Consider the following 23254-nt stretch of genomic DNA (forward strand, 5'->3'; position numbering starts at 1 on the left):
GGTTAACAAATTTACAATAAAAAAAGTCTTCCAAAAATTGGAAGACTTTAATATTTTAATTATACAAAAATTACTTAGCGAATTTTTTGTATTTGTTCATGAACTTATCAACTCTACCTGCAGTGTCAACTAGTTTCACTTTACCAGTGTAGAAAGGGTGAGAAGTTGAAGAGATTTCCATTTTGATTAGAGGATACTCTTGTCCTTCATACTCGATAGTGTCTTTTGTTTCTGCAGTAGACTTGCAAAGAAACACCTCGTCGTTACTCATATCTTTGAAAACAACAAGTCTATAATTTTCTGGGTGGATTCCGTTTTTCATAATACTATTTTTAAAAAATTAAAGTTTGCTTTCGAAATAGTAATGGATATTTCTCTGCTAAATTTTAGGTTGCAAAAATACAACATTTTTTCTAATTTCCAAATAGTGGATTCAATATTTTTTTATTGATAAGAAATTTAAAGTATTTTCGTTAAATTTGGAACTTACTTAAACTTTAATTTCAATGAAATTCAAATTATTACTGGCTTTCTCCTTCTGGATGTTACTTCTGGCTGTATCATGCAATAAAGATGATATTACCTTTGACAGCCCTACACAGCAGTTACGCTTTTCAAGGGATACAGTATTCTGTGATACAGTATATCATCAGGTACGTTCAGAAACCTATGTTGTGAAAGTATATAATGATGAAGACAAGGATATTATGATTCCGAGAGTCAACCTTGAAAAAGGTGCTGCTTCATTATATAGAATCAATGTAGACGGGAAGCCCGGATATGATTTTCAGAATGTTCCTTTAAGAAAAAAGGACAGTCTTTATATTTTTGTTGAAATTGCCCCGGAAGCTACGGGACCGGAAGCCATTGCAGAGGACAGGATATTATTTACCGGCCCTACCGGGCAGCAGCATGTGACTTTATTTTCCGTGGTTCAGGATGCAGAATTTTTTATTCAGACTCCTGGCAATCCTAATGTCATTGCCAATTCCACTACATGGAATAATAATAAAGCAAAGATCATCTATGGAAATCTCACCATCAATCCAAGTGTAACCCTGGATATCAACCCCGGAACCAAGGTATATTTCCATAAAAACAGTGGAATGAAGGTTTCTTCCGGAGCTGTTTTGAACATCAACGGAACCCAGACTGACCAGGTTATCCTTCGTGGCGACAGAAATGATCCCCGTTATGATACGATTCCAAAAAACTGGAACTCTATCAGGTTTGAAGCCAATTCCACACTGAAGATGAACCATGCAAGGCTTTTCGGGGGAACGAGAGGACTTGACATGAGACAGACCAATGCGACGATCACCAATTCATTCATCCACACCTTCTTTGAATATGGAATTTATGCTGTAGGTTCTACAGTAAATGCCAACAACCTGGTGATGAATAACTGTGGCTTATCATGTATCGGAGTCTTCCTTGGCGGAAAACACAGCTATACCCACGCTACTATTGCCAATTATTCTAAAACAATGAGTTCTTTTGACCGGGCTGGGATCTTTGCAGCCAATGAATGGAAGAATGATGCCGGACAGACACAGCAGGGGGCCTTACAACAGCTTGATATCAAAAACAGTATCGTATATTCTGACAGAGATGACGCTATTCATTTTGAACAGACCCCGGGGCAGCAGTTTGAATTCCTACTTCAAAATTCATTAATAAAATATACCAGCGCAACAGGATCAGGCTTCACTTTTGATAACAATCCACGTGTGATCCAAACCACTAAAAATACCGATCCACAGTTTGTCAATTATTTTATGGCAAAAATGAATTTAAGAGTAAAACCCGGCTCGCCAGCTCTTGGAAAAGGAAATACAGCTGTTGCGGCAACGGTCCCTTTTGATATTGTGAATGTATCCAGAACAACTAACCCAACTCTCGGAGCTTATCAATAATGGAAATTACCCAGTTACAGCAGCAGGTTGACGAATGGATCAAAACCATCGGTGTAAGATACTTTAATGAGCTGACCAATATGGCGATGCTGACAGAAGAAGTAGGTGAAGTCGCAAGAATTATTGCAAGAAGATATGGTGAGCAAAGTGAAAAGGAAAGTGACAAAAGCAAAGATCTTGGCGAAGAGCTGGCAGACGTCCTTTTTGTAACATTATGTCTGGCCAATCAAACCGGAGTGAATCTTCAGGATGCTTTTGACAGAAAAATGAAAATCAAAACTGACCGGGATAAAGACCGGCATCAGAATAATGAAAAATTAAAATAATAATAAATGATGGGTTATGAATTACAAATGAATTTTTAACTCATCATTTTTTAAGATAATGTAGATTATAATGAAGCTAGAAAAATCAAAATTAGTAAGCAATAAAACAGTACAGATCAGCGGTTCGAAAAGTATCTCGAATCGTTTATTGATTCTGGAAAGTCTGTTTAGCAATATAAAAATCGGAAATCTGTCCAATTCTCAGGATACGCAACTGTTAAAAAAAGCATTATCCGAGAATACAGAAGTGGTAGACATTCATCACGCAGGAACAGCCATGCGTTTTCTTACTTCTTATTATTCTATCCAGGAAGGAAAGACAACTATCCTTACCGGTTCGGGAAGAATGAAAGAAAGACCCATCAAAAACCTGGTAAACGCCTTGAGGGATCTTGAAGTAGATATTGAATATATGGAAAATGAAGGGTTTCCTCCTTTAAAAATTACCGGAAGAAAGATTACCCAGACTTCCGTGAATGTTCCGTCCAATATTTCCAGCCAGTTTATCACATCTCTGCTTCTTATTGCAGGAAAGCTTGAAAACGGGCTTCAGATTAACCTTGTAGGAGAAGTAACCTCAAGATCCTATATTGAAATGACACTGGATATTCTAACTAAATTTGGTATCCAGAGCAGTTTTGAAGGAAACACCATTAAGGTAAAACCTTTCACTCCCGATAACAATTCCGAGGTGGTCTATTATGAAGTGGAAAGCGACTGGAGTTCGGCATCTTATTTCTATTCTATCTGTGCTTTGGGAAGAGAAACTATTCATCTGAAAAGCTTTTACAAAGAATCAACACAGGGGGATTCTGCAATTGCCAGTATCTACGAGAAATTCTTCGGAATCAAAACTACATTCTCAGAAGATGGGCATCAACTAACGCTGGAACCTCAGCCTGATTTTTCTTTCCCGGAAAAAATTGTCTTGGATATGAATGACTGTCCGGATATTGCTCAGACGCTCTGTGTAACGGCGGCAGCTTTAAAAATTCCTTTTGAAATATCCGGATTGGGAACGTTAAGGGTAAAAGAAACCGACAGACTTCTTGCACTCTATAATGAACTTCAAAAACTGGGTACTGAAACAGAAATTACAGATTTAACTATTCAATCCACCAATTTCAAAGAGCCAGAAGATAACATTTCTATCAAAACGTATCAGGATCACAGAATGGCAATGAGCTTTGCTCCGTTTTGTCTGATTAAAGAACTTACTATTGAAGATGAAGATGTAGTGGAAAAGTCTTATCCAATGTTCTGGGAAGATCTTGAAAGCATACTGACTCATTAATGTCATAAAAATGTGGTAATTTGAAAATGATTTTTTATTTCAGATTACCACATTTTAATTTTATATAATAATGATGAAACCTTTCTTTTCCTTTTTGCTTGTTTTATCGGTTTCGGGTTTATCTGCTCAGAATCTGAAAGTATTTTCAGTTCCGAAAGGATATACCCAAATTGCAGAAGCCAAAGGCGATCTTGACAGAGATGGAAAAGAGGAAACCGTATTGGTATTTGATACGGATATAAAGGTATCATACGAGCAAAACCCGGAAGGTACAATTGACTATAAAAGGGTTTTCTATATTCTGAAAAAGGAAAATAACGGCCTGAAAGTATGGAAAGAAAATTCTGACATCATTTTTTCAAGCGGATTCGGATTTTATCCTTCCAATAATACTCTTACAATCCATATAAAAAATAACTGTCTTATTATTGAACAGCTGTTTTTTACCAATTCAAGGCATACCCAGCAATATCAGCATACCTTCAGATTTCAGAACGGAGATTTTTATCTGATCGGTTTGTACGATCATTTTGAAGACACCTGCGATTTCAGTTTTACGAATGAAATCAATTTTTCTACAGGCCAAGTGATTGTTGACAGAGAATATTCATCCTGTGATGAGGACACCAAAGTACCCGAAAACTCACACAAAGAGTTTACTCATCAATTCCCGGCTCTTATTAAGATGAATGATTTCTTTATCGGAGACCACAAGTTCAGGCTTCCCGGTTTGAAGGAGGATTTTGTATTTTAAGAAGGAAGCATGAAGCAGGAGGCTCGAAGTTATTTTCCGGCAACTACTTCTTGATCAGTATTTCATGGTAAATTTGTTATTTTTAAAATCTTTGTAAGTATGGACAACCTTCTTTCTTCCAGCTTCCAATTTCCTGAATTTATACCAACTTAATTATCTCTTAAAGTTAAATTAACTCCTTGTGCTTTGATATATTCTTATTTTTAAGCTACATTAAAAATAAAAAAACTATGTTCAAACAAAGCATGAAACGTTTTACCAACATTACTCTTGGTGTGGTAACCGCATCTATTTTTTTCTCCTGTTCAAACGACAGTATGTTGGAAAGAGATTCTAATGAAATCAAGACTGCTTCTTTAGCAAAAGCAAGCAACAGAGCTTCATTATTGCCTGTTGCCCTGAATAGCTGGATGTCCGGTCTTCAGGATAATATTTCCATTTCAAAGATCTCCATACCCGGTACTCATGATTCCGGAGCACGTATAGATGCCCCCGTTGTATCTGGTACAGCTAAAACTCAGGACCTCAGCATTGCAGAACAGCTGAATGCCGGTGTACGTTTTCTGGATATCCGCTGCAGACATATTGATAATGCTTTCGCCATTCATCATGGCTCGATTTACCAGAATATGAATTTTGATGACGTATTAAATGCGTGTTATGCATTCCTTCAGAGCAATCCGTCTGAAACGATCATTATGTCTGTAAAAGAAGAATATGACGCGTCCAACACAACCAGAAGTTTTGAAGCAACGTTTGATTCTTATGTTCAGAAAAATCCTTCAAAATGGGATCTTGGAGCCAATATTCCCACACTGGGAGCTGTAAGAGGAAAGATCAAATTATTCAGAAGGTTCTCTTCGGGAACAACCAAAGGAATCAATGCTTCGCCATGGGCAGACAATACAACTTTTGATATCAACAATTCCGGAGTACAACTTAAGGTTCAGGACTATTATAAAGTAACGAACAATGATGATAAATGGAACGGAATTTCCAGTCTTCTTAATGAAGCTAAAACTGATACGAACAGCAAGCTTTTCGTGAATTTCACCAGTGGTTATAAGCCTGGCATTTTCGGTATCCCAAGCATTCCAACAGTATCCAACAATATTAATCCAAGACTTAAAACATTCTTCCAGACCAATACTCAGGGATCATTTGGAATCATGCCGATTGATTTTGTAAATGCTGAACTTTCTCAATTGATCGTTAACACCAATTTCTAAATTATTATTTGTTAGATTTATTCAAAGGCTGTCTTTTTTTGAGGCAGCCTTTTTATTTTAAAATGAATTGAGAGAAAAAGACTGCTTCAGTCCGAAACAGTCTCTCTTTGTAAAGTAAAAAAATGTAAATCAAAAACTATTTCTGAATTCCGTAAGCTGCCAGTATTTTATTGAAGATCTCTGTATTTTCAAACAGTCCTGTGAACTCTTTTGAATTAGGTCCGTACGCAAAAACACTTGATGGAATGGAAGTATGGTCATTTGTACTGAAGTTTCCGAATACCCAGCCATCTTTGAGACTTCCGTCCAGAAGCGTTAAACCACCTGTTTCGTGATCTCCTACAACAATGACTAATGTCTCTTTATTTTCGTCAGCAAACTTCATAGCTTTTCCTACCACATGATCGAAGTCCAGTAATTCTGTGACCAGCTGCTCTATATTGTTGCTATGTCCTCCGCCATCTGTCTGCGAAGCTTCAATCATCATAAAGAAGCCTTCCTTACTGTTTTTTAAATCATTTAAAGTAAGATCAAATGCATCAGCCAGCCAGTTTCCCCTTCCATTGCTGATTCTTTGTGAGGCCAGAGGATCAATCACAAGGGTGCGGTTATTGATTTTATTGACTGATTTCAAATCCTGATAGAGATCGATTTTGGCATCTTTGAATTTCTGTATATTTTCCTGAGACAATCCACTTGTAGGACCACCGATCAATATTTTCGTTTTTGAAGCTGCAAAATCTTTCAGAATAGGCTCCGAACTGTTTCTGTTATCTGAATGAGCATAAAAATCTGCAGGAGTGGCATCTGTAACATCCCCTGTGGAAATCAATCCGGAAACCAACCCTTTTTCGGCAATTATATCAGGGATTTGTGCCAATGCTTTCCCCATATTATCCACCCCCACAAAAGTATTTTTGGTTTTCACACCTGTGGCAAATGCTGTAGAACCTGGTGCTGAATCTGTAATATACGCATTGGATGAATTGGTTTTGGAAAGGCCTGTGGATTTCATGTTGAAAACATTCAGCTTTCCTTTATTCGCGGTAAAGGCAGCATAATATTGAGGTAAAGAAGTTCCGTCAGGTATAAGAAGGATCACATTCTTTACCTTTTTCTCCACTCCGTCTGTTTTATAGGTAGGGGTATAAGTGCTGTACTCTTTTGTATTTTTATAAAAGTTTTTCGGGATAGCATTCATAAATTTTTTAAGGTCCGGAATATGATCGGTATTGATATAATCCACTCCTAAATCCATCAGATTTACCCATGCATTCGGGAAATCCGGAGCTCCATAAAAACGAACAGGTTTCTGCTGGGAATGTGCCCTTTCAACTGCACTTTTGATTTTCTGGGTTTCTTCATCCCTTGGAATTCCTTTCCCGTTCCATTTTACTAACCCTGGAAGATCCGCACTGAACATTCCGACCCTTTTCAGCTGATCTGCAGAATAATCTTTACCAAGATCTCCGTCGAAATAAAGATAACCCGGATAGTTTTTAAAATCTCCTGGCTGGGGACGTCCTCCGGTAACCACAATTTTAATTCCTGAATTTCCGGTGATCTCAGGATACTTTTTTAATGTATTGACCAAAGCTGCCAGTGATGTTTTATAATCCTGTTTAATATCGATCAGCAACTGAAGTTTTTTACCGGCATCAGGATAAATATTTCCCCTGTTCAGCTTAATCTGTTTTGAAATATTATCGAGATAAAGACTTTCCAATGTCCTGTCTGCAGAAAGTTCCTTTTCCGTATGAGCCACCCAAAGTTTGCCTTCTACCAGAAAAACATCTGCCTCAATAGAACCAAAATGGGCATAATAAGCCTGCCAAAATGGGATTTCCTGCATATAATCATTATGCGAATGTGCATTCCCGACATTATAATTTAAATAATTCTGTGCCTGATTTTCGGAAAAAACAGCCAGTGCCAGAACGGCTACAATTTTTGATAATTTCATTTGTAGATCTTTTGTTTTATAGGTCGAATGGAACAACCTATTTTTGAAAAAACTCTATCATCACAGAATGTTCTGTAATGATAGAGTGTCTTATATATAAAGATTAAATTTTACCAGCCCTCATTTTGTTTAATGATCCCGTGACTGTTTACGATTTCAGCCTGTGGAACTGCCCAAACATTATGTACAGCTGGATTAAAGTTTCTTGCTGCCCAGACCACCTGTCCGTTGATACCATGCAGAGGTTTCGCGTAAGCTGTCTGAGCATCTCCCCAACGCACAAGGTCTCTGTGTCTGTCTGCCCATTCACCCGCCAGTTCGCAACGTCTTTCATGCTTCAGATCTGCCATTGTGCATCCGTTTTTCGGGGATAGACCTGCACGTACTCTAATCATATTGATTTCCTGATCTGCAGATTTTCCCTGCATCAATAAAGCTTCTGCTTTGATCAGGATTACCTCAGCATAACGCATGATCGGAACGGCAAGATCTGTACATGGATAATCTCCGTTGGCACTCACATGCCCACTATTCAGCTGATATTTGAAGGCATCCATATATTTATTGAACTGGTATCCGGTAAGAGAATTTGTAGAAGCGTATATTCTTTCTTTTCCGTTGAAGGTAAATTTGTCTCCAATTTTCAGAATGGTAGCACTTCTTCTAAGATCTCCGGTTTCGTATTCATCATACAGCTCTTTCGTCGGCTGAAAATATCCCCATCCATTATATTCTCCCCAACCTTTATTTTCAAGCATTACCCCTGGCAGAATACTACCCCAGGCTGTAAACTTAGGTGTTCCGGGGATTGACCAGATATACTCTGAACTGTAGTTATTTTCAGCTTTGAAAACATCAGCAAAATTTCCCAATAAGGCTCTGTTTCCTTTTGTCATGACTTCATTTGCCCAGAATTCTGCGTTATTCCAGTCTTTCATATACAGATATACTTTTGCCAAAAGGGCCCATGCTGCAGCTTTATGAGGTCTTCCATAATCTTTTGCAGGAAGTTCTGCCTGGGTAGGTAATAATTCTGCTGCTCTTTTCAGGTCATTCACAATGTATGTGTAGTTTTCCATTACGTTAGCTGCTCTTGGAATTGGGTTAGGATCCGGATCTTTTGAACGGTCGATGATCGGAACTCCTGCTTTTTCATTTCCGTAAGAATAGGCCAACTCAAAATACATTCTGCTGCTCATAAAAAGAGCTTCCCCAAGGTATTTGTTTTTGGTAGCCTGTGAAGTCTGGATATTGTCAACATTACGGATCACACGGTTGGCCACTCCGATCACATTGTATCTTTTGTTCCACTGGGTTTCAAGGTCTCCTGCTGCGATGTAATTGCTGCTGAAGTTTTTGGCATTATCTGCCTCACTTTTTGCCCTTCCTGTTACCATATCATCACTGGCATTGATAAACCAGAACAAACCTCTTCCGTAGAATTCTCCGTCAAACAAAGGCTTATACATGGCATTTGCCCCGGTAATCAGGTCGTTTTCCGTTTTCCAGAAGCTGGCTTCAGTAGGTGTTCCTTCCGGCTGAACATCCAGCTCTCCTGTACAGGATAAAAGCATTGCGGATATTCCTGATATTAAAAATATTTTATTGAAAAGTTTCATTTTCTTACTTTTTGTTAGTTAAAAATTATAGTCCGATCTCAACTCCAAAGATGAATGAACGTGCCTGAGGATATCTTCCGGTATCTACTCCGTAAGAGTTCATCCCTACTTCAGGATCAAATCCTGTATATTTCGTTATCGTAAACAGGTTGTTGGTGGTTATATACACTCTCACTTTGTTTACATCCAGTTTATTGTACAATTCTTTTGGTAATGAATACCCGATGGTAAGGTTCTTCAGCCTTAGATACGATCCGTCTTCCACATAGAAATCTGATACTTTTGAGTAATTTCCACTCGGATCTCCATGTACCAGTCTTGGAATATCGGTATTGGTGTTCTGAGGGGTCCATGCATTCAGGATATCTCTGTCCATGTTGTAATTCTGTCCTGTACCGCCCGGATTCAAAGAAATAAACTTCATCCCGTTGAATATTTTATTTCCGTATACTCCCTGGAAGAATAAGTTCAGGTCAAAGTTTTTCCATGTCATGTTATAAGAAAATCCGTAAGAGAACTTAGGATACGGACTCCCAAGATTGACAAAATCGTTATTATTAAGCACCCCTGTGTTTCCTTCCTTCTTCAGGAATTTGATGTCTCCGGGTTTTGCATTCGGTTGGATAAGATTTCCGTTGGCATCTTTGTAATTATTGATTTCTTCCTGAGTCTGGAAAATTCCTCCCGTCTTATAACCATAGAAAGAATACAGAGGATCACCTACTTTCACCCGGGTTGGTTTCAATACCCCTCTTACCCCATTGTCATTGATAAAGATCTCATCCACATTGGCAAGCTGCTTCACCGTATTTTTTAGTTGACTCATCGTAGCTCCTATTGAGAACGTGAAATCACCCGAAATTATCTTATTGTAATTGATTCCCAGTTCATACCCTTTATCCTGGAATAATCCGGCATTTACATACTGATTATTGTACGTTGCTGTACTTGGTAAGCTTACGTTGAAGATCTGATCTTTGGAATTTTTCACGAAGTAGTCAAACTGTAAGGAAAGACTGTTGTGAAGAAATGAAGCATCTACCCCGAAGTTGGTCTGCTCAGATTTCCCCCATTTCAGATCCGGGTTGGGACGTGTCGTAGCGTAATAAGCAATATTCTGAGAAGGATCCTGTCCGAAAATAACGTTGTTATCTCTCGTCATCAAAGGATTTACAGCCTGAGGAGAAATTCCTCCAAGGTTACCCAAGATACCGTAACTTCCTCTCAGTTTCAGACTTGAAAGCCATGAAATATCCTTCATAAAGTTTTCCTTCGAAACTACCCAGGCACCGGAAACTGCATAATAATTGGCAAATCTGTTTTGTTTGGCTACCAATGAAGAACCATCACGTCTGCCCAATACACTTACGATATACTTTCCGGCATAGTCATAGTTTACTCTTGCCAGGTAAGAAACCAAAGACTGTTTGAACCGGTAACTGGAAACATCTTTATTGGTGTCTGCTGCATTCTGAAGATGTTGGAAAACCTCAGCTTCACTTCTGAAATCATAGGATTTTGCCACAAAACCATCATCAATTGTTTTCTGGAAAGTAAAACCGCCAAGGAAGTCAAAATTATGTTGTCCTAAAGCTATTTTATAAGTCAGCAACTGCTCTGCAAGCGCTGTAGAAGAATTGTTGGATTGGTATTCCAGATTATTGGTGTCAAAAATTTTCCCGACTTCCAGAACTCTGTACGTGAAGTTCTTTACATCTCCCAGTTTAAAAGTCTGTGAGAAGTTGGAACGGAATTTTAAATCTTTGGCCAGCGTGATTTCCGCATAAGGATTGATCAAAATCTCATGGGTAGGATTTCTGATACTGATTCTTTTAAGATAAGCAACAGGATTGATCATATCTCCGTAACCACCTGCCACATCAATAGGCAATCCTGAGAAAGCACCGCTGGGTGTATATACCGGAACATTGGGCGGATAATACATGGCAGCTACCAAAGCTCCGGTATAACCACTCTTAGTATCTGCTGTGTTCCCGTCAGAGTAATTATAATACATGTTTTCTCCGATCGTCAGCCAGTCTTTTACTTTATGTTCAGAATTGACTCTGAAGTTGTATCGTTTTGCCTGAGTATTCAATAAAATTCCTTCCAGGCTTCTGTGATTCATGCCCACAAAATACCTGGATTTTTCACTTCCTCCACTCAGATTTACATTGTATTCCTGAATGGTTCCTGTTCTGAAAATTTCTTTCATCCAGTCTGTTCTGGTAACTCTTCCGTCAGGATATTGACTGGGATTAAAAGCCATCGGTAAGCTTCCCAGTTTTCCGGCATTTTCATAGGCTTTGTACATGACATCCTGAAATTCTGCTGCATTCAGGGATTCTTTCAGCCTCCACGCCTGGTTTACGCCATATTTAACATCAAAATCTACGGTAAGATTTCCTTTTTTCCCTTTTTTTGTGGTAATAAGGATAACTCCTCCGGAAGATCTGGCTCCGTAAATGGCTGCAGAAGCATCTTTCAGTACAGAGATATCCTGAATATCGTTTGGATTGATAGAAGGTGTTCCGTTAAAGACCACTCCATCCACTACATACAGAGGAGTTTCTCCGTTGATACCTCCCAGACCACGGATATTAACCTTAGGGGCTCCGTTGGGATCTCCACCTTCATTCACTACCGTTACCCCCGGAGCTTTACCCTGAAGAACTTCTCCTACTCCAGACAAAGATCTGGAAGTAAGCTTATCCAGTGAAGCTTCTGAAACAGCCCCGGAAACTTTACTTTTTTTCTGTGTTCCGTATCCAACCACGACAATCTCGTCGATGGATTTTTCTTTTAAGCTGTCTTTTTTCTGAGCGAGGAACATCGGTGAAGCTGATATTGCACCAATAAGTAATACCCTTCCCGTTAAATAAGTTACGGATACAGGGATTTTAAATACATTCATGATCTCCTTTTTGATTAGGTGCAAAATTAGAGCAGCCAGCTCCGTGGTATCATTAAGATTTTCTTACGTTTTTATTAAGAAATTTTAGGCTTTTTTAAATCGCACCTCCCACACAAAACAAATAAACATTTGTATTTCAATAACATAAGTATTTAAAAGTAATTATTCTCCAAACATTCTCTGCATGATTCAGATTAACTTTATTTTAAATTTATCATCCGTTAATGATAACGGATGAAGAAATCATTAATTTATTTCACGAATAATAAGTGAGCGAGTTCATTTTTCTTTTTTTACATTTGCTGAAAATAGATTTTACTTTTTGAACACAGACCTTTAAAAACGTCTTACTGGCATCAGAAGAAAAATAAAAACAATAAAATCATAAGAATTCAATGACCATCATTATAACAGGAACCTCATCAGGAATTGGGTTTGCATTGGCCGAATATTTTGGTAAAAAGGGGCATAAAGTATACGGACTAAGCCGAAAACATACAGAAAGTCGATATTTCAGATCAATTCCAACAGATGTGACGGATAACACTGCCGTTCAGAATGCTGTTGCTGAGGTTTTAAAAACAGAAAGCAAAATTGATGTTCTGATCAACAATGCCGGAATGGGAATGGTAGGTGCAGTGGAAGATTCTACGAAAGAGGATATTCTGAAACTTTTCAGCCTGAATCTTGCCGGACCTGTACAGATGATGAGTGCCGTTCTTCCGAATATGCGTGAACATAGATTTGGAAAAATTATCAATGTTTCCAGTATAGGAAGTGAAATGGGACTGCCTTTCCGAGGGTTTTATTCGGCATCAAAATCTGCTCTGGATAAAGTAACCGAAGCAATGAGGTATGAAGTTTACCCGTGGAATATTGACGTTTGTTCATTGCATCTTGGGGATATCAAAACCAATATAGCAGACAACCGAGTGATTGCACAGGTTTCTGAACCTTATAAAAATGTTTTTGATAAAGTATATGCTTTAATGAATTCCCATGTGAATGACGGAACAGAGCCTTTGGAAGTAGCAGAATATATTGAAAAGCTTTTAGCAAAAGATAAATGGAAAGCGCATTATTATTTTGGTAAATTCGGGCAGAAAATCGGGGTTCCTCTGAAATGGATTCTTCCGCAGGGAACTTATGAGAATTTGATGAAGAAATATAATAAACTGGATTAGTTTCAGTTGTATAGAAAGCATTTAATAATATAATTTTTTTAAACCATTAAGAAGAGGTAAGTTGTAAGGAATGATTAAGACAAGCTTCGCTTTAAGTTTTATCTTAAATCAAAAATAATTACGCTTAATTTCGTCGCTTGCTTATGGCGTAGATATATTTGGGATTGAAACTGTTTCTGAAAATATTTTTTATACTGTTCTGCGTTTTTACACAAGCGCAGAAAAAGCAATATTGGCTTATTGATACAGAAACCAAGATCAGAAAAAAAGTAAAGGATTCTACTTCAGCGGTAAAATTTCTGGATTCATTAGCTCAGAATAACTATTTCTTCACCAAACTGAAAGATGTAAAAGTAAAGGGAGACAGCACCGAAATTTTTTATGATAAAGGCAAAAATTTTAATGAAACCTATGTAAACCTTACGGATTCTCTGGTTCAGAAATTGAAAATCCAGAAAGATTTTTTCACTAAAAATTTAGATTCCACTAAGAAAAGCATTAACAAGACTTATATTGATGAAGGCTATTCTTTCAGCAGAATCAAATCTAAATACAAAGGGCAGAAAAACGGCTATCCGATTGTAGAACTTGACATCAACAAAAATGATAAAAGAACGATCAACGGATTTGTGGTAAAAGGATACGAAAAAGTACCCAAAAGATTTATCAAAAACCTTGAAAAGGAATTCAAAGGTAAAAACTATGATGACAAGAATCTTCTGGCCATTAATAAAACCTTCCAGAGCCATCCTTTTTTAACCCTCGAAAGACAGCCGCAGACTTTATTCACAAAAGATTCCACAAGCATTTTCCTGTTTCTGGAAAAGAAAAAGACCAATACTTTTGACGGGGTAATCGGTTTTGGAAATGACAAAACTTCCAAGTTTACATTAAACGGAACGATGAATGTGAATTTCAGAAATATGTTCAACGGTTTTGAGACCGTCAATTTATACTGGCAGCGAAATCCTGATAAAGGACAGACTTTTGATCTTCAGGTGGATATTCCATACCTGTTCAAATCCAATGTCGGAATGAATGCCAAAGTGAATATCTATAGGCAGGATTCTACATTTGCGAATGTAAAGTTCCTTCCTGCTTTCTATTATCACATCAACAACCGAAACAAAATAGGGTTAAGAGGAACTCTTGAAAGCTCTACCATCATCGACTCCCTATATGTTCAGGGGAAAGACTATAATAAAAAAGGAATCGGGGTATGGTTTGAAATGACAGAACCTACTGATATTGATCTTTTTCTTTATAAGACAAGAATCAATGCAGGATATGACTTCTTAACAACCACCTATACAAAAGGGAATACCAAAGCGAATCAAAACCAGTTTTATTTCTTTGGGGAGCACAATTATCATATTTCCGGAAATCATTTCCTGAATATCAAGGGAGAAGGCGCCATGATGGATTCAAAAATAGAGTTTTCCACCAACGAATTATACCGTTTTGGTGGCTGGAATTCTATGCGGGGATTCAATGAAAACTCGCTTGCTGCCGACTTCTACTATTATGGCAGTCTGGAATACCGTTATCTGATCGGTAATCAGGCCTTCTTCGATGTCTTCGGACAGTATGGACAGCTCAATAATAAATCGTTAAATGTAAGACCCAAACTTTACAGTGTCGGGCTTGGTTTCAATTTCTTTATCCCCATCGGTCTGATGAGTTTCCAGCTGTCTAACGGTAATGAGTTTGGAAATCCTTTTAAGTTTAATGATACCAAAATTCACTGGGGAATCCTGAGCAGGTTTTAGAAATAGAAAGGAAGAAGGAAGATCAGGGCTGGAAGTTATTAAGTTCCTGTTTTTACTATCCTGCTATTTCTATAGAAAGATTTTCTTCAAAAATTTATTACTAAGGGCTTCAAGAAGTTAAGACCACCACAATAACGTCCTGTTTCCCTCTCCTAGCTTCCTTACCTTATAATAAATAATAATATATAATAAAGCAAAATCACTTATATAAAGGACATTTTCAGTTTTACCTTTCTATTAATTCTTCCTGTTAAAAAATATTAAATCGTATTTTTATTTTAATACCTCATTAAAATACAGGTAACAGTGCACTGCTAAATTTGTCTTCAAAAAAATGAAGAAAACTCTAGCCACTTTTGCCGTTTTTTTACTTCCTCTTTATTTTTCTGCTCAGGAAATTAATATTACCGGAAATGTAAAATCAGAAAACGGTTCCAGTGTTTCCGGGGTGAATATCACCGACAAAAATACAGGCAAGACAGCAACTACTGATGAAAACGGTAATTTCACCATTTCTGCAAACCCCAAAGATATTCTTGAATTTTTTGCTCCTGATTTTTCTGTTTATACCGTTGAGGTTTCTTCCAGAAGACAATATTCTGTTGTTTTAAAAAAGTCAAACGAAAAGCAGATTGAAGGGGTGGTTATCACCGCTTTGGGTATTGCCAAGAAAAAAGAAAAGATTGGCTATTCTACCCAGGAAGTGGGAACGAAACAGTTTGAAACGATCACCACACCAAGTATCGGGAATTTATTCTCCGGACAGGTAGCTGGCCTTAATGTTTCTAATCCAACGGGAATGCAGCAGGCTCCACAATTTACACTGAGAGGAAACTCAAATCTTGTTTTTGTTATTGATGGTGTCATTGTGGAAAAAGAAGTTTTTCAGAATTTAGACCCTAACAATATTGAAAATATCAACGTTCTGAAAGGTGCTACAGCATCTGCTTTATATGGATCAAGAGGCCGCTACGGAGCCATTTTGATCACTACGAAAAATGCTAAGAAAAAAGGATTCTCTGTAGAATTTTCTCAAAATACCATGATTACGGCAGGGTTTACCAATCTCCCGAAAACCCAGACCGAATATGGGAACGGTTCTCATGGGAAATATGAATTCTGGGATGGTGCCGATGGCGGAGTCAATGACGGAGATATGATATGGGGCCCAAAATTTGTTCCCGGTTTACAGATTGCCCAGTGGAACAGCCCGATCAGAGATAAAATAACAGGACAGGTAGTTCCGTGGTATGGGGCTGTAACGGGAACTCAGTATGATGATAAGTCGAGATATGAAAGAGTTCCAATCGACTGGAAATACCATGATAACTTAAGTACTTTCCTAAAACCGGCGGTAATCAATAACAATAATTTTGCGATCAGCTATAGAAATAACAAAGATGTTTACAGATTCTCCGGGAATTTCATGAATTATGACGACAGGGTTCCGAACTCCTATCTTCAGAAATACGGAATCAACTTTTCTTCTGAAAACCATCTCGGAAATAAATTGATATTCGATACAAAATTTAATTTTAACCAGGCTTTTACTCCTAATATTCCCAACTATGATTACAACCCAAGCGGTCACATGTACACTATCTTGATCTGGATGGGAGGTGATGTAGACGGCAAAGCACTTAAAAATCATATGTGGATTCCTGGAAAAGAAGGAAGGGCGCAAGCCAACTGGAACTACGCATGGTACAATAATCCGTGGTTTGGAGCTGAATATTATAAGAATCAAAACAGAACGAATATCATCAATGCACAGACAGGTTTAGAGTATAAGGCGACACAGGATCTTTCGGTAAAAGGAAAAATTTCCCTGGTGGAAAATCACAGCAAAACGGAAGTATTGAGCCCTTACTCTTATTTCAACTACAGCGCGCCAAGAAGTGGTGGCTACATTCTGAAAGATAATAAAACATGGAACCTGAACTACGATGTCCTTGCAACGTACAAGAAAAAAATATCTGAAAACTTTGATTTTACAATCAATGCAGGAGGTTCAGCTTTTTATTATAAAAACAATAACAATGAAAGATCTACAGATGGATTGAAAATTCCTGAAGTATACACTTTTGAGAACTCTATCGGAGCCCTTAAGAATTATACCTACCTGAAGGAAAAGCTGATTTACAGTGCCTATTCTACCATTGATATCGGATTATACAATGCTTTCTTCATCAATATTTCAGGGCGTAATGACTGGTCTTCTACCCTCCCTAAAGCCAACAGGTCTTACTTTTACCCCTCTGCATCCATCAGCGCCGTAATTTCAAACCTGGTAAAAATGCCGGAGTCTATCAATATGCTCAAGCTTTCCGCTTCCTGGGCAAAAGTAGCGTATGACTTCCAGCCTTATTCCATCAGAAATTATTATCTGAATAATCAGGGAATCACTTTTAACGGCAACCCTACTTATTACTATCCTACGACCCTGAACGTAGAAAATTCTTTAAAACCGGAGCAGACAAAGTCCTATGAATTAGGTTTAAGCGCCGGCTTCCTGAATAACAGAATTACTTTAGACGCCACTTATTTCAGAACATTAGATTATAATAATATCCTTCAGTTCCCTGCCGCAGAATCATCCGGTTTCACCTCACAATATGTAAACGGGAATGAGTATACCACAAAAGGGTTTGAAATCACTCTTGGTTTGGTTCCGGTAAAAACGGCTGATTTTAGTTGGAAAACTCTGATCAACTGGAGTACTTATGAGCAAAAGCTGACCTCTATCTACGACAATATGCCGAATTATAAAAACATTAAGCTAGGCGAAAGAATGGACAGCTACTATGATTACACCTGGCAAAAATCTCCGGACGGAAAAGTCATTCTTGATGCCAATACAGGAATGCCAACAAGAGCTAATGCTCCAACTAACTTAGGACATTTCAATCCCGACTGGACTTTCGGCTTCAACAATACATTTAAATATAAAAAATTTACTCTAAATATCGGAATCGATGGCAGTATCGGCGGGGTCATGAGATCACAGGTTGTTGAAAAGATGTGGTGGGGAGGAAAACATCCTAACTCTATAGCATACAGAGATCTTGAATATGCCAATCCGGGAACATACTATTTCGTACCAGATGGGGTAAATTACAACCCTGCTACAGGTGTTTATACTCCACACACCAAAGCAATCAGCTTCCAGGACTGGGCACAGAACTATCCTTATCAGGCAAGGGTAACACAGGATGAAAGTGAAGAATTTGCCAATGTTTTCGACAGAACTTTCGTCAAACTGAGATCTGTTGTATTGGAATATGATTTTTCTTCTTTACTCAACCCAAGGGGTATGGTAAAAGGTTTCACCGCCAATATTTCGGCTTATAATCTGGCAATGTGGAAAAAGTCCAAGAACCTTTATTCTGATCCTGACTTCCAGGCCAAAACAGAAAATGATATTCAGGATCCATCCAGCAGATGGTTCGGAATCGGCTTTAACCTTAAGTTTTAACTAAAAAGTACATCAAGACAATGAAAAATACTATAAACAGTGTGAAGGGACAAAAAGGTAAAACAGCAAAATGGCTGATGAGGTCTATAGTTGCTGCAGGAATTCTGACATTGGGCTCATGCGAATCTAACCTTGATACCATCAATGAAAATCCTAATGATCAGGCCAGCATTGACCCTAAATTTCTTTTAACCTATGTGGAAAAATATACATTTCAGGTCAACGGTGACAATATGTATGCTTCAAGAATGATGATTGGTACTGATGGTGAAAATTCATACCAGTATATGAAATGGAATGATGCTTCTTTTGAAGTCTATACCAAAGGGCTCCTCAATACAGGGAAAATGATGCAGGAAGCAGAGAAAAGAGGAAATAAAAATTATCTGGCCATCGGAAAGTTTCTGAGAGCTTATCATTTCTTCAACATCAGCCTTAAAGTGGGAAGTGCACCCTATTCTGAGGCAGCAAAGGGTGAATCCGGGATCACACAGCCTAAATATGATACACAGGAAACCATCATGGCCGGAATTTTATCAGAATTAAAAGAAGCCAATGATCTTATTAATACCAGCGACAAAATTGAAGGGGATATTGTATACAATGGAGATGCATTAAAGTGGAAAAAACTGATCAACTCCTTCCGTCTGAAAATTCTGATTACTTTATCTAAAAAAACAACGGTAGGAAGTTATAACATTGCCTCAGAATTTGCTTCAATTGCCGGAAGCCAGTCGCTTATGACCTCCATTGCAGATAATGGTGAACTTAAGTTTGCTGATGCTGCAGACAGCAGATACACGATGTTTAACAACAGTGGATATGGTTCAAGTTTGTATATGGCTGATTATTTCATTAATATGTTCAAAGACAGACATGATCCACGCCTGTTCACTTTTGCAGCACAAACTACCGGAGCAAAAGAAGCAGGAAAAGCCATCACAGATTATACAGGATATAATGGCGGAAATCCTATTTCCCCTTATTCTGACAATGCGGCTCTGATCACTGCTAAAAATATTTCCAAAGTAAACGATCGTTTCTATAAAGACCCTACCAATGAGCCAGCTTCTGTATTAAGTTATTCAGAACTTGAGTTTATCCTGGCAGAAGCTACAGCTAGGGGCTGGATTTCCGGATCTGCAAAAACACATTATGATAATGCGGTCAAAGCTAGTTTCAGTTTTTATCAGACGTATGTAAAAAATCCGGGACAATATTTCTCAGGCTTTGATGTAAATCAATATCTTGCGACTCCTTTGGTCGTTTATAATGAAGCTGATCCTTTACAGGCACAGCTGGAAAAGATCATGACTCAAAAATATATGACCATGTTCCATCAGGCACAATGGACCTCTTATTATGATTATTTAAGAACAGGATTCCCTAATTACCCATTAAAATCTGGAGTTGCAGCTCCTTTCAGGTTCAGATATCCTCAGTCTGAATACAATTATAACAGCAGTAATTTAAAAGCGGCATTAGCTGCTCAATATGGAGGAAATGACAATATCAACTCTAAACCCTGGTGGTTACAATAAAAATCTGATTATTTTTATATAAAAACAAAGAAATCGCAGGAAAATCCTATTAACTTGCGGTTTCTTTCTTATTACGATTGATTATGAACAGAAGAGAATTTTTAGAGAAATCAAGCCTTTTATTAGCGGGACTCGGAACTTCAGGTGTTCTGCACCCTTCCATTTTAAAAGCTTTAGCCATTGATCCAGCTGCCCAATCTACATTTTATGATGCAGAGCATGTTGTGATCCTGATGCAGGAGAACCGTTCATTTGATCACGCTTTTGGGGCTCTTAAAGGAGTAAGGGGCTTTTTGGATAAGAGGGCTTTTATAAAACAGGATGGACATTCCGTTTTCTTTCAAAAGAATGACGAAGGAAAATATGCCTCTCCTGCCCGTCTGGATTTAAGAAATACGAAATCTACCTGGATGAGTTCTCTGCCACATTCATGGGCAGATCAGCAAAAGGCTCTTAACAAAGGAAAATTTGACCAGTGGCTTCAGGCTAAAGCTTCAGGCAATAAAGATTATAAAAATATTCCGCTGACATTAGGTTATTACAACCGTGAGGACCTTCCGTTTTATTATCAGCTGGCTGATGCATTTACCATATTCGACCAGTATTTCTGTTCTTCCCTTACCGGAACAACTCCGAACAGACTATTCCTTTGGTCCGGAACATTAAGGGAACAGCAAAACGGAAAAGCCAAGGCTAACGTTGTGAATGAAAATATTGATTATGATAAAGCGAGACAGGCAAAATGGAAAACCTTCCCGGAGATTCTGGAGCAGCAGAATGTTTCGTGGAGAATTTATCAGAATGAAATCAGCCTTCCAAAAGGGATGTCCGGGGAACAGGAAGCCTGGCTGAGTAATTTTACTGATAACCCGATAGAATGGTTTTCAAAATTCAATGTTAAGTTTTCAAAAGGATACTATGAAAACATCCCCAACATTATCACCTACCTTAAAAAGGAAATTGAAAAAAATCCTAACCAGAAAGAACGGCTGGAAGCTATGCTGGCTGAAGTTCAGGGAGACCAGGTGAAATACCATCCGGATAATTATTCAAAACTTTCAGAAGAAGAGAAAAACCTTCACGAAAAAGCTTTCACCACCAATGTAAATGATCCTGATTACTGGAAACTGGAGATCGGAAAGGATGAAAACGGAGAAAGGCTGGTCGTTCCTAAAGGCGATGTATTATTCCAGTTCCGTAAAGATGTAGAAGAGAAAAAACTTCCGCTGGTTTCCTGGCTGGTAGCACCCGAACATTTTTCAGACCATCCGGGATCACCATGGTATGGAGCATGGTATATTTCCGAGGTTTTGAATATTTTGACCAAAGATCCTGAAACCTGGAAAAAAACAATATTCATCATCAATTATGATGAAAATGACGGATACTTTGATCATGTACTGCCCTTCGCACCACCAGTAAATCCAAGCCAGCCTGTTGATATGAATGGAAAAGAAGGTGTGGAATATGTAGACAAATCCCAGGAATATATGTCTGATCCTTCTTTAAAAAATTATGAAAAAATTGAAGGAACCGTGGGATTGGGCTATAGGGTACCCATGATTATCGCATCACCATGGACAAAAGGTGGCTTTGTCAATTCCGAGGTATCAGATCATACTTCGGTACTGCAGTTCCTTGAAAAATTCATCATGAAAAAATTCAGCAAGAATGTTCATGTTGACAACATCAGTGACTGGAGAAGAGCAATATGCGGAGATCTCACATCAGCTTTCAATTCTTCCAGTGTAAAAGCTCCACAAATGGATTATCTCAATCAGAAAGACTATGCTAAAACCATTAATGCTGCCAAAAATAAACCGGTACCCAACCTGAAATGGTATTCTGAAAATGAGCTGAATGAAAATTTACTTGATATTCAGGAAAGAGGCTTGAAACCATCCAATCCGTTGCCGTATCATTTCCATGTCAATTTGGAAGGCGGTCATATAAAGATGACCAATCTGAAAGAAAATGGAGTTCCTTTGCTCATCTATGACAGGACTCAGTTTGACCATAACAAGTACCATTTTTCATATGCCTTATATTCCAAACAGACACTATCCCATGCTGTACATTCCGGAGCCTATGATTACGAAATTTTCGGTCCCAATGGTTTTTTCAGGAAATTTAAAGGAGATAATATTCCGGAAACGGAGGTCATTTTGACAAATATTCCTTTAAAAAATCAGGTTGAACTGACCATCAGAGCTCATAAAAATAAAAATCTTTCCATAAGCCTGGAAGACCTTTACAGAAAAACACAGAAGTCAATTTCGGTGCAAAAAACGGAAGAAAAAATCATTATCGATCTTGATAAATATAAGGGCTGGTATGATCTGAAATTAACGTTTAATAATCATCTATGGCACTTTTCCGGAAGAATAGAAACTGGTAAAGTTTCTGTTTCTGATCCGCACTGGGCATAGAAAAGGCTGATAATATCAATAAAATCCCGTACAAAATCGTATGGGATTTTTTTTGAGTTATTTTATAACTATAATGTATTACATATGATAAATAAGTATTTATAAAAAAAATATGGTACATTTTTTTCACAGTATGCTGAATTTTGTTATATTCACTTAACTAATTAACAGTGTCATGAAAAAATTAAATTTAACTATTGCAGCGTCTTTATTTACGCTTGTTCTATCCGGGAATCTGAGCGCACAGGATACCAATACAGACAACCACACAGTCACAGTTTCCATTCCTGAAGTGGCCCTGGTAGATATTGAGCCGGCTGCTACAAAAAACATTACGCTTGGATTTACAGCACCTACAGAAGCAGGGAACCCTATTATTCCTGCCGCAGCCAATACTACTTTATGGCTTAACTATTCTTCCATCAAATCTGTTGCAGATCCTACCCGTAACGTGAGCGTAAAAATGAATGCGATCATCCCAGGTGTTGATATCCACGTAACGGCGGCTGCAGCTACAGGATCAGGAGCAGGAACATTAGGAACCTCTGCAGGTCTTCTGACATTAAGTGCAGCTGACCAGACTATTATTTCCGGAATTGGAAGTGCTTATACAGGAAATGGGGCCAATAACGGTCACAACCTGACCTATGCACTTGCAGCAGGAAGTGGTCCCGGAGGCGTAGCAGCGTATGCAGATTTACAGGCAACAGCCACTGTAGTTGCTACCGTTACTTATACAATATCAGACAACTAGAACTTAAACAAAGATTCTATTTTCCAATTCAAAAAAACAAGAAGAAGCTGTTATCAGTTTCTTCCTTGTCTTGTATTATTAATAATT

General features: G+C 38.1%; 15 protein-coding genes. 11 read left to right on the top strand and 4 right to left on the bottom strand.

What is annotated here, in order from left to right:
- Nucleotides 1-70: 70 nt before the first annotated feature.
- Complete coding sequence (locus AC3FI7_RS14255) at nt 71-322, bottom strand: type B 50S ribosomal protein L31 (RefSeq protein WP_002976190.1); 252 nt, start codon at nt 320-322, stop codon at nt 71-73.
- Between the two features lie 184 nt (nt 323-506).
- On the opposite strand from AC3FI7_RS14255, the gene AC3FI7_RS14260 reads away from it, so the two are divergent.
- The 5 genes from AC3FI7_RS14260 to AC3FI7_RS14280 all read left to right on the top strand — a co-directional run bounded on the left by AC3FI7_RS14260 (nt 507) and on the right by AC3FI7_RS14280 (nt 5519).
- Nucleotides 507-1916, top strand: coding sequence for a hypothetical protein (locus AC3FI7_RS14260; RefSeq protein ID WP_343660035.1), 1410 nt, complete (start codon nt 507-509; stop codon nt 1914-1916).
- Nucleotides 1916-2242, top strand: coding sequence for a nucleotide pyrophosphohydrolase (locus AC3FI7_RS14265; protein ID WP_065395382.1), 327 nt, complete (start codon nt 1916-1918; stop codon nt 2240-2242). Before AC3FI7_RS14260 ends, AC3FI7_RS14265 begins: the two co-directional genes overlap by 1 nt.
- Before the next feature lie 70 nt (nt 2243-2312).
- Nucleotides 2313-3536, top strand: coding sequence for a 3-phosphoshikimate 1-carboxyvinyltransferase (locus AC3FI7_RS14270; protein WP_343660039.1), 1224 nt, complete (start codon nt 2313-2315; stop codon nt 3534-3536).
- Nucleotides 3537-3606: 70 nt separating this feature from the next.
- Nucleotides 3607-4290, top strand: a complete 684-nt coding sequence (locus AC3FI7_RS14275) for a hypothetical protein (RefSeq protein ID WP_142725526.1) — start codon at nt 3607-3609, stop codon at nt 4288-4290.
- Between the two features lie 230 nt (nt 4291-4520).
- Nucleotides 4521-5519 (top strand): phosphatidylinositol-specific phospholipase C, encoded by a 999-nt coding sequence (locus AC3FI7_RS14280; RefSeq protein ID WP_228451296.1) that lies wholly within the window; start codon nt 4521-4523, stop codon nt 5517-5519.
- A 136-nt stretch (nt 5520-5655) separates the two neighbouring features.
- On the opposite strand, the gene AC3FI7_RS14285 is transcribed toward AC3FI7_RS14280, so the two are convergent.
- The 3 genes from AC3FI7_RS14285 to AC3FI7_RS14295 all read right to left on the bottom strand — a co-directional run bounded on the left by AC3FI7_RS14285 (nt 5656) and on the right by AC3FI7_RS14295 (nt 12015).
- The gene (locus AC3FI7_RS14285) at nt 5656-7482 is read right to left on the bottom strand and encodes an alkaline phosphatase (RefSeq protein WP_491460368.1); all 1827 of its coding nucleotides are present in this window, start codon (nt 7480-7482) and stop codon (nt 5656-5658) included.
- A 110-nt stretch (nt 7483-7592) separates the two neighbouring features.
- Nucleotides 7593-9101: a RagB/SusD family nutrient uptake outer membrane protein gene (locus tag AC3FI7_RS14290; protein WP_343660042.1), complete on the bottom strand. Its 1509-nt coding sequence runs from the start codon at nt 9099-9101 to the stop codon at nt 7593-7595.
- 25 nt (nt 9102-9126) lie between these two features.
- Entirely contained in the window at nt 9127-12015 is a 2889-nt protein-coding gene (locus tag AC3FI7_RS14295; RefSeq protein WP_343660043.1) for a SusC/RagA family TonB-linked outer membrane protein, read from the bottom strand.
- Nucleotides 12016-12410: 395 nt separating this feature from the next.
- On the opposite strand from AC3FI7_RS14295, the gene AC3FI7_RS14300 reads away from it, so the two are divergent.
- The 6 genes from AC3FI7_RS14300 (at nt 12411) to AC3FI7_RS14325 (ending at nt 23167) form a co-directional block, all read left to right on the top strand.
- A complete protein-coding gene (locus AC3FI7_RS14300; RefSeq protein ID WP_142725530.1) occupies nt 12411-13199 on the top strand; it encodes an SDR family oxidoreductase in 789 nt (262 codons plus the stop codon).
- A 164-nt stretch (nt 13200-13363) separates the two neighbouring features.
- Entirely contained in the window at nt 13364-14968 is a 1605-nt protein-coding gene (locus AC3FI7_RS14305) for an autotransporter assembly complex protein TamA (RefSeq protein WP_373995768.1), read from the top strand.
- A 334-nt stretch (nt 14969-15302) separates the two neighbouring features.
- On the top strand, nt 15303-18443 hold the full coding sequence (locus AC3FI7_RS14310; protein WP_142725532.1) for a SusC/RagA family TonB-linked outer membrane protein: 3141 nt from the start codon (nt 15303-15305) through the stop codon (nt 18441-18443).
- 20 nt (nt 18444-18463) lie between these two features.
- On the top strand, nt 18464-19984 hold the full coding sequence (locus AC3FI7_RS14315) for a SusD/RagB family nutrient-binding outer membrane lipoprotein (RefSeq protein WP_491460369.1): 1521 nt from the start codon (nt 18464-18466) through the stop codon (nt 19982-19984).
- An 83-nt stretch (nt 19985-20067) separates the two neighbouring features.
- Nucleotides 20068-22413: a phosphocholine-specific phospholipase C gene (locus AC3FI7_RS14320; RefSeq protein ID WP_491460370.1), complete on the top strand. Its 2346-nt coding sequence runs from the start codon at nt 20068-20070 to the stop codon at nt 22411-22413.
- A gap of 175 nt (nt 22414-22588) precedes the next feature.
- On the top strand, nt 22589-23167 hold the full coding sequence (locus tag AC3FI7_RS14325; RefSeq protein ID WP_142725535.1) for a hypothetical protein: 579 nt from the start codon (nt 22589-22591) through the stop codon (nt 23165-23167).
- Nucleotides 23168-23254: the final 87 nt, after the last annotated feature.

It is taken from the genome of Chryseobacterium sp. TQ-BC-N36 (assembly GCF_058382295.1).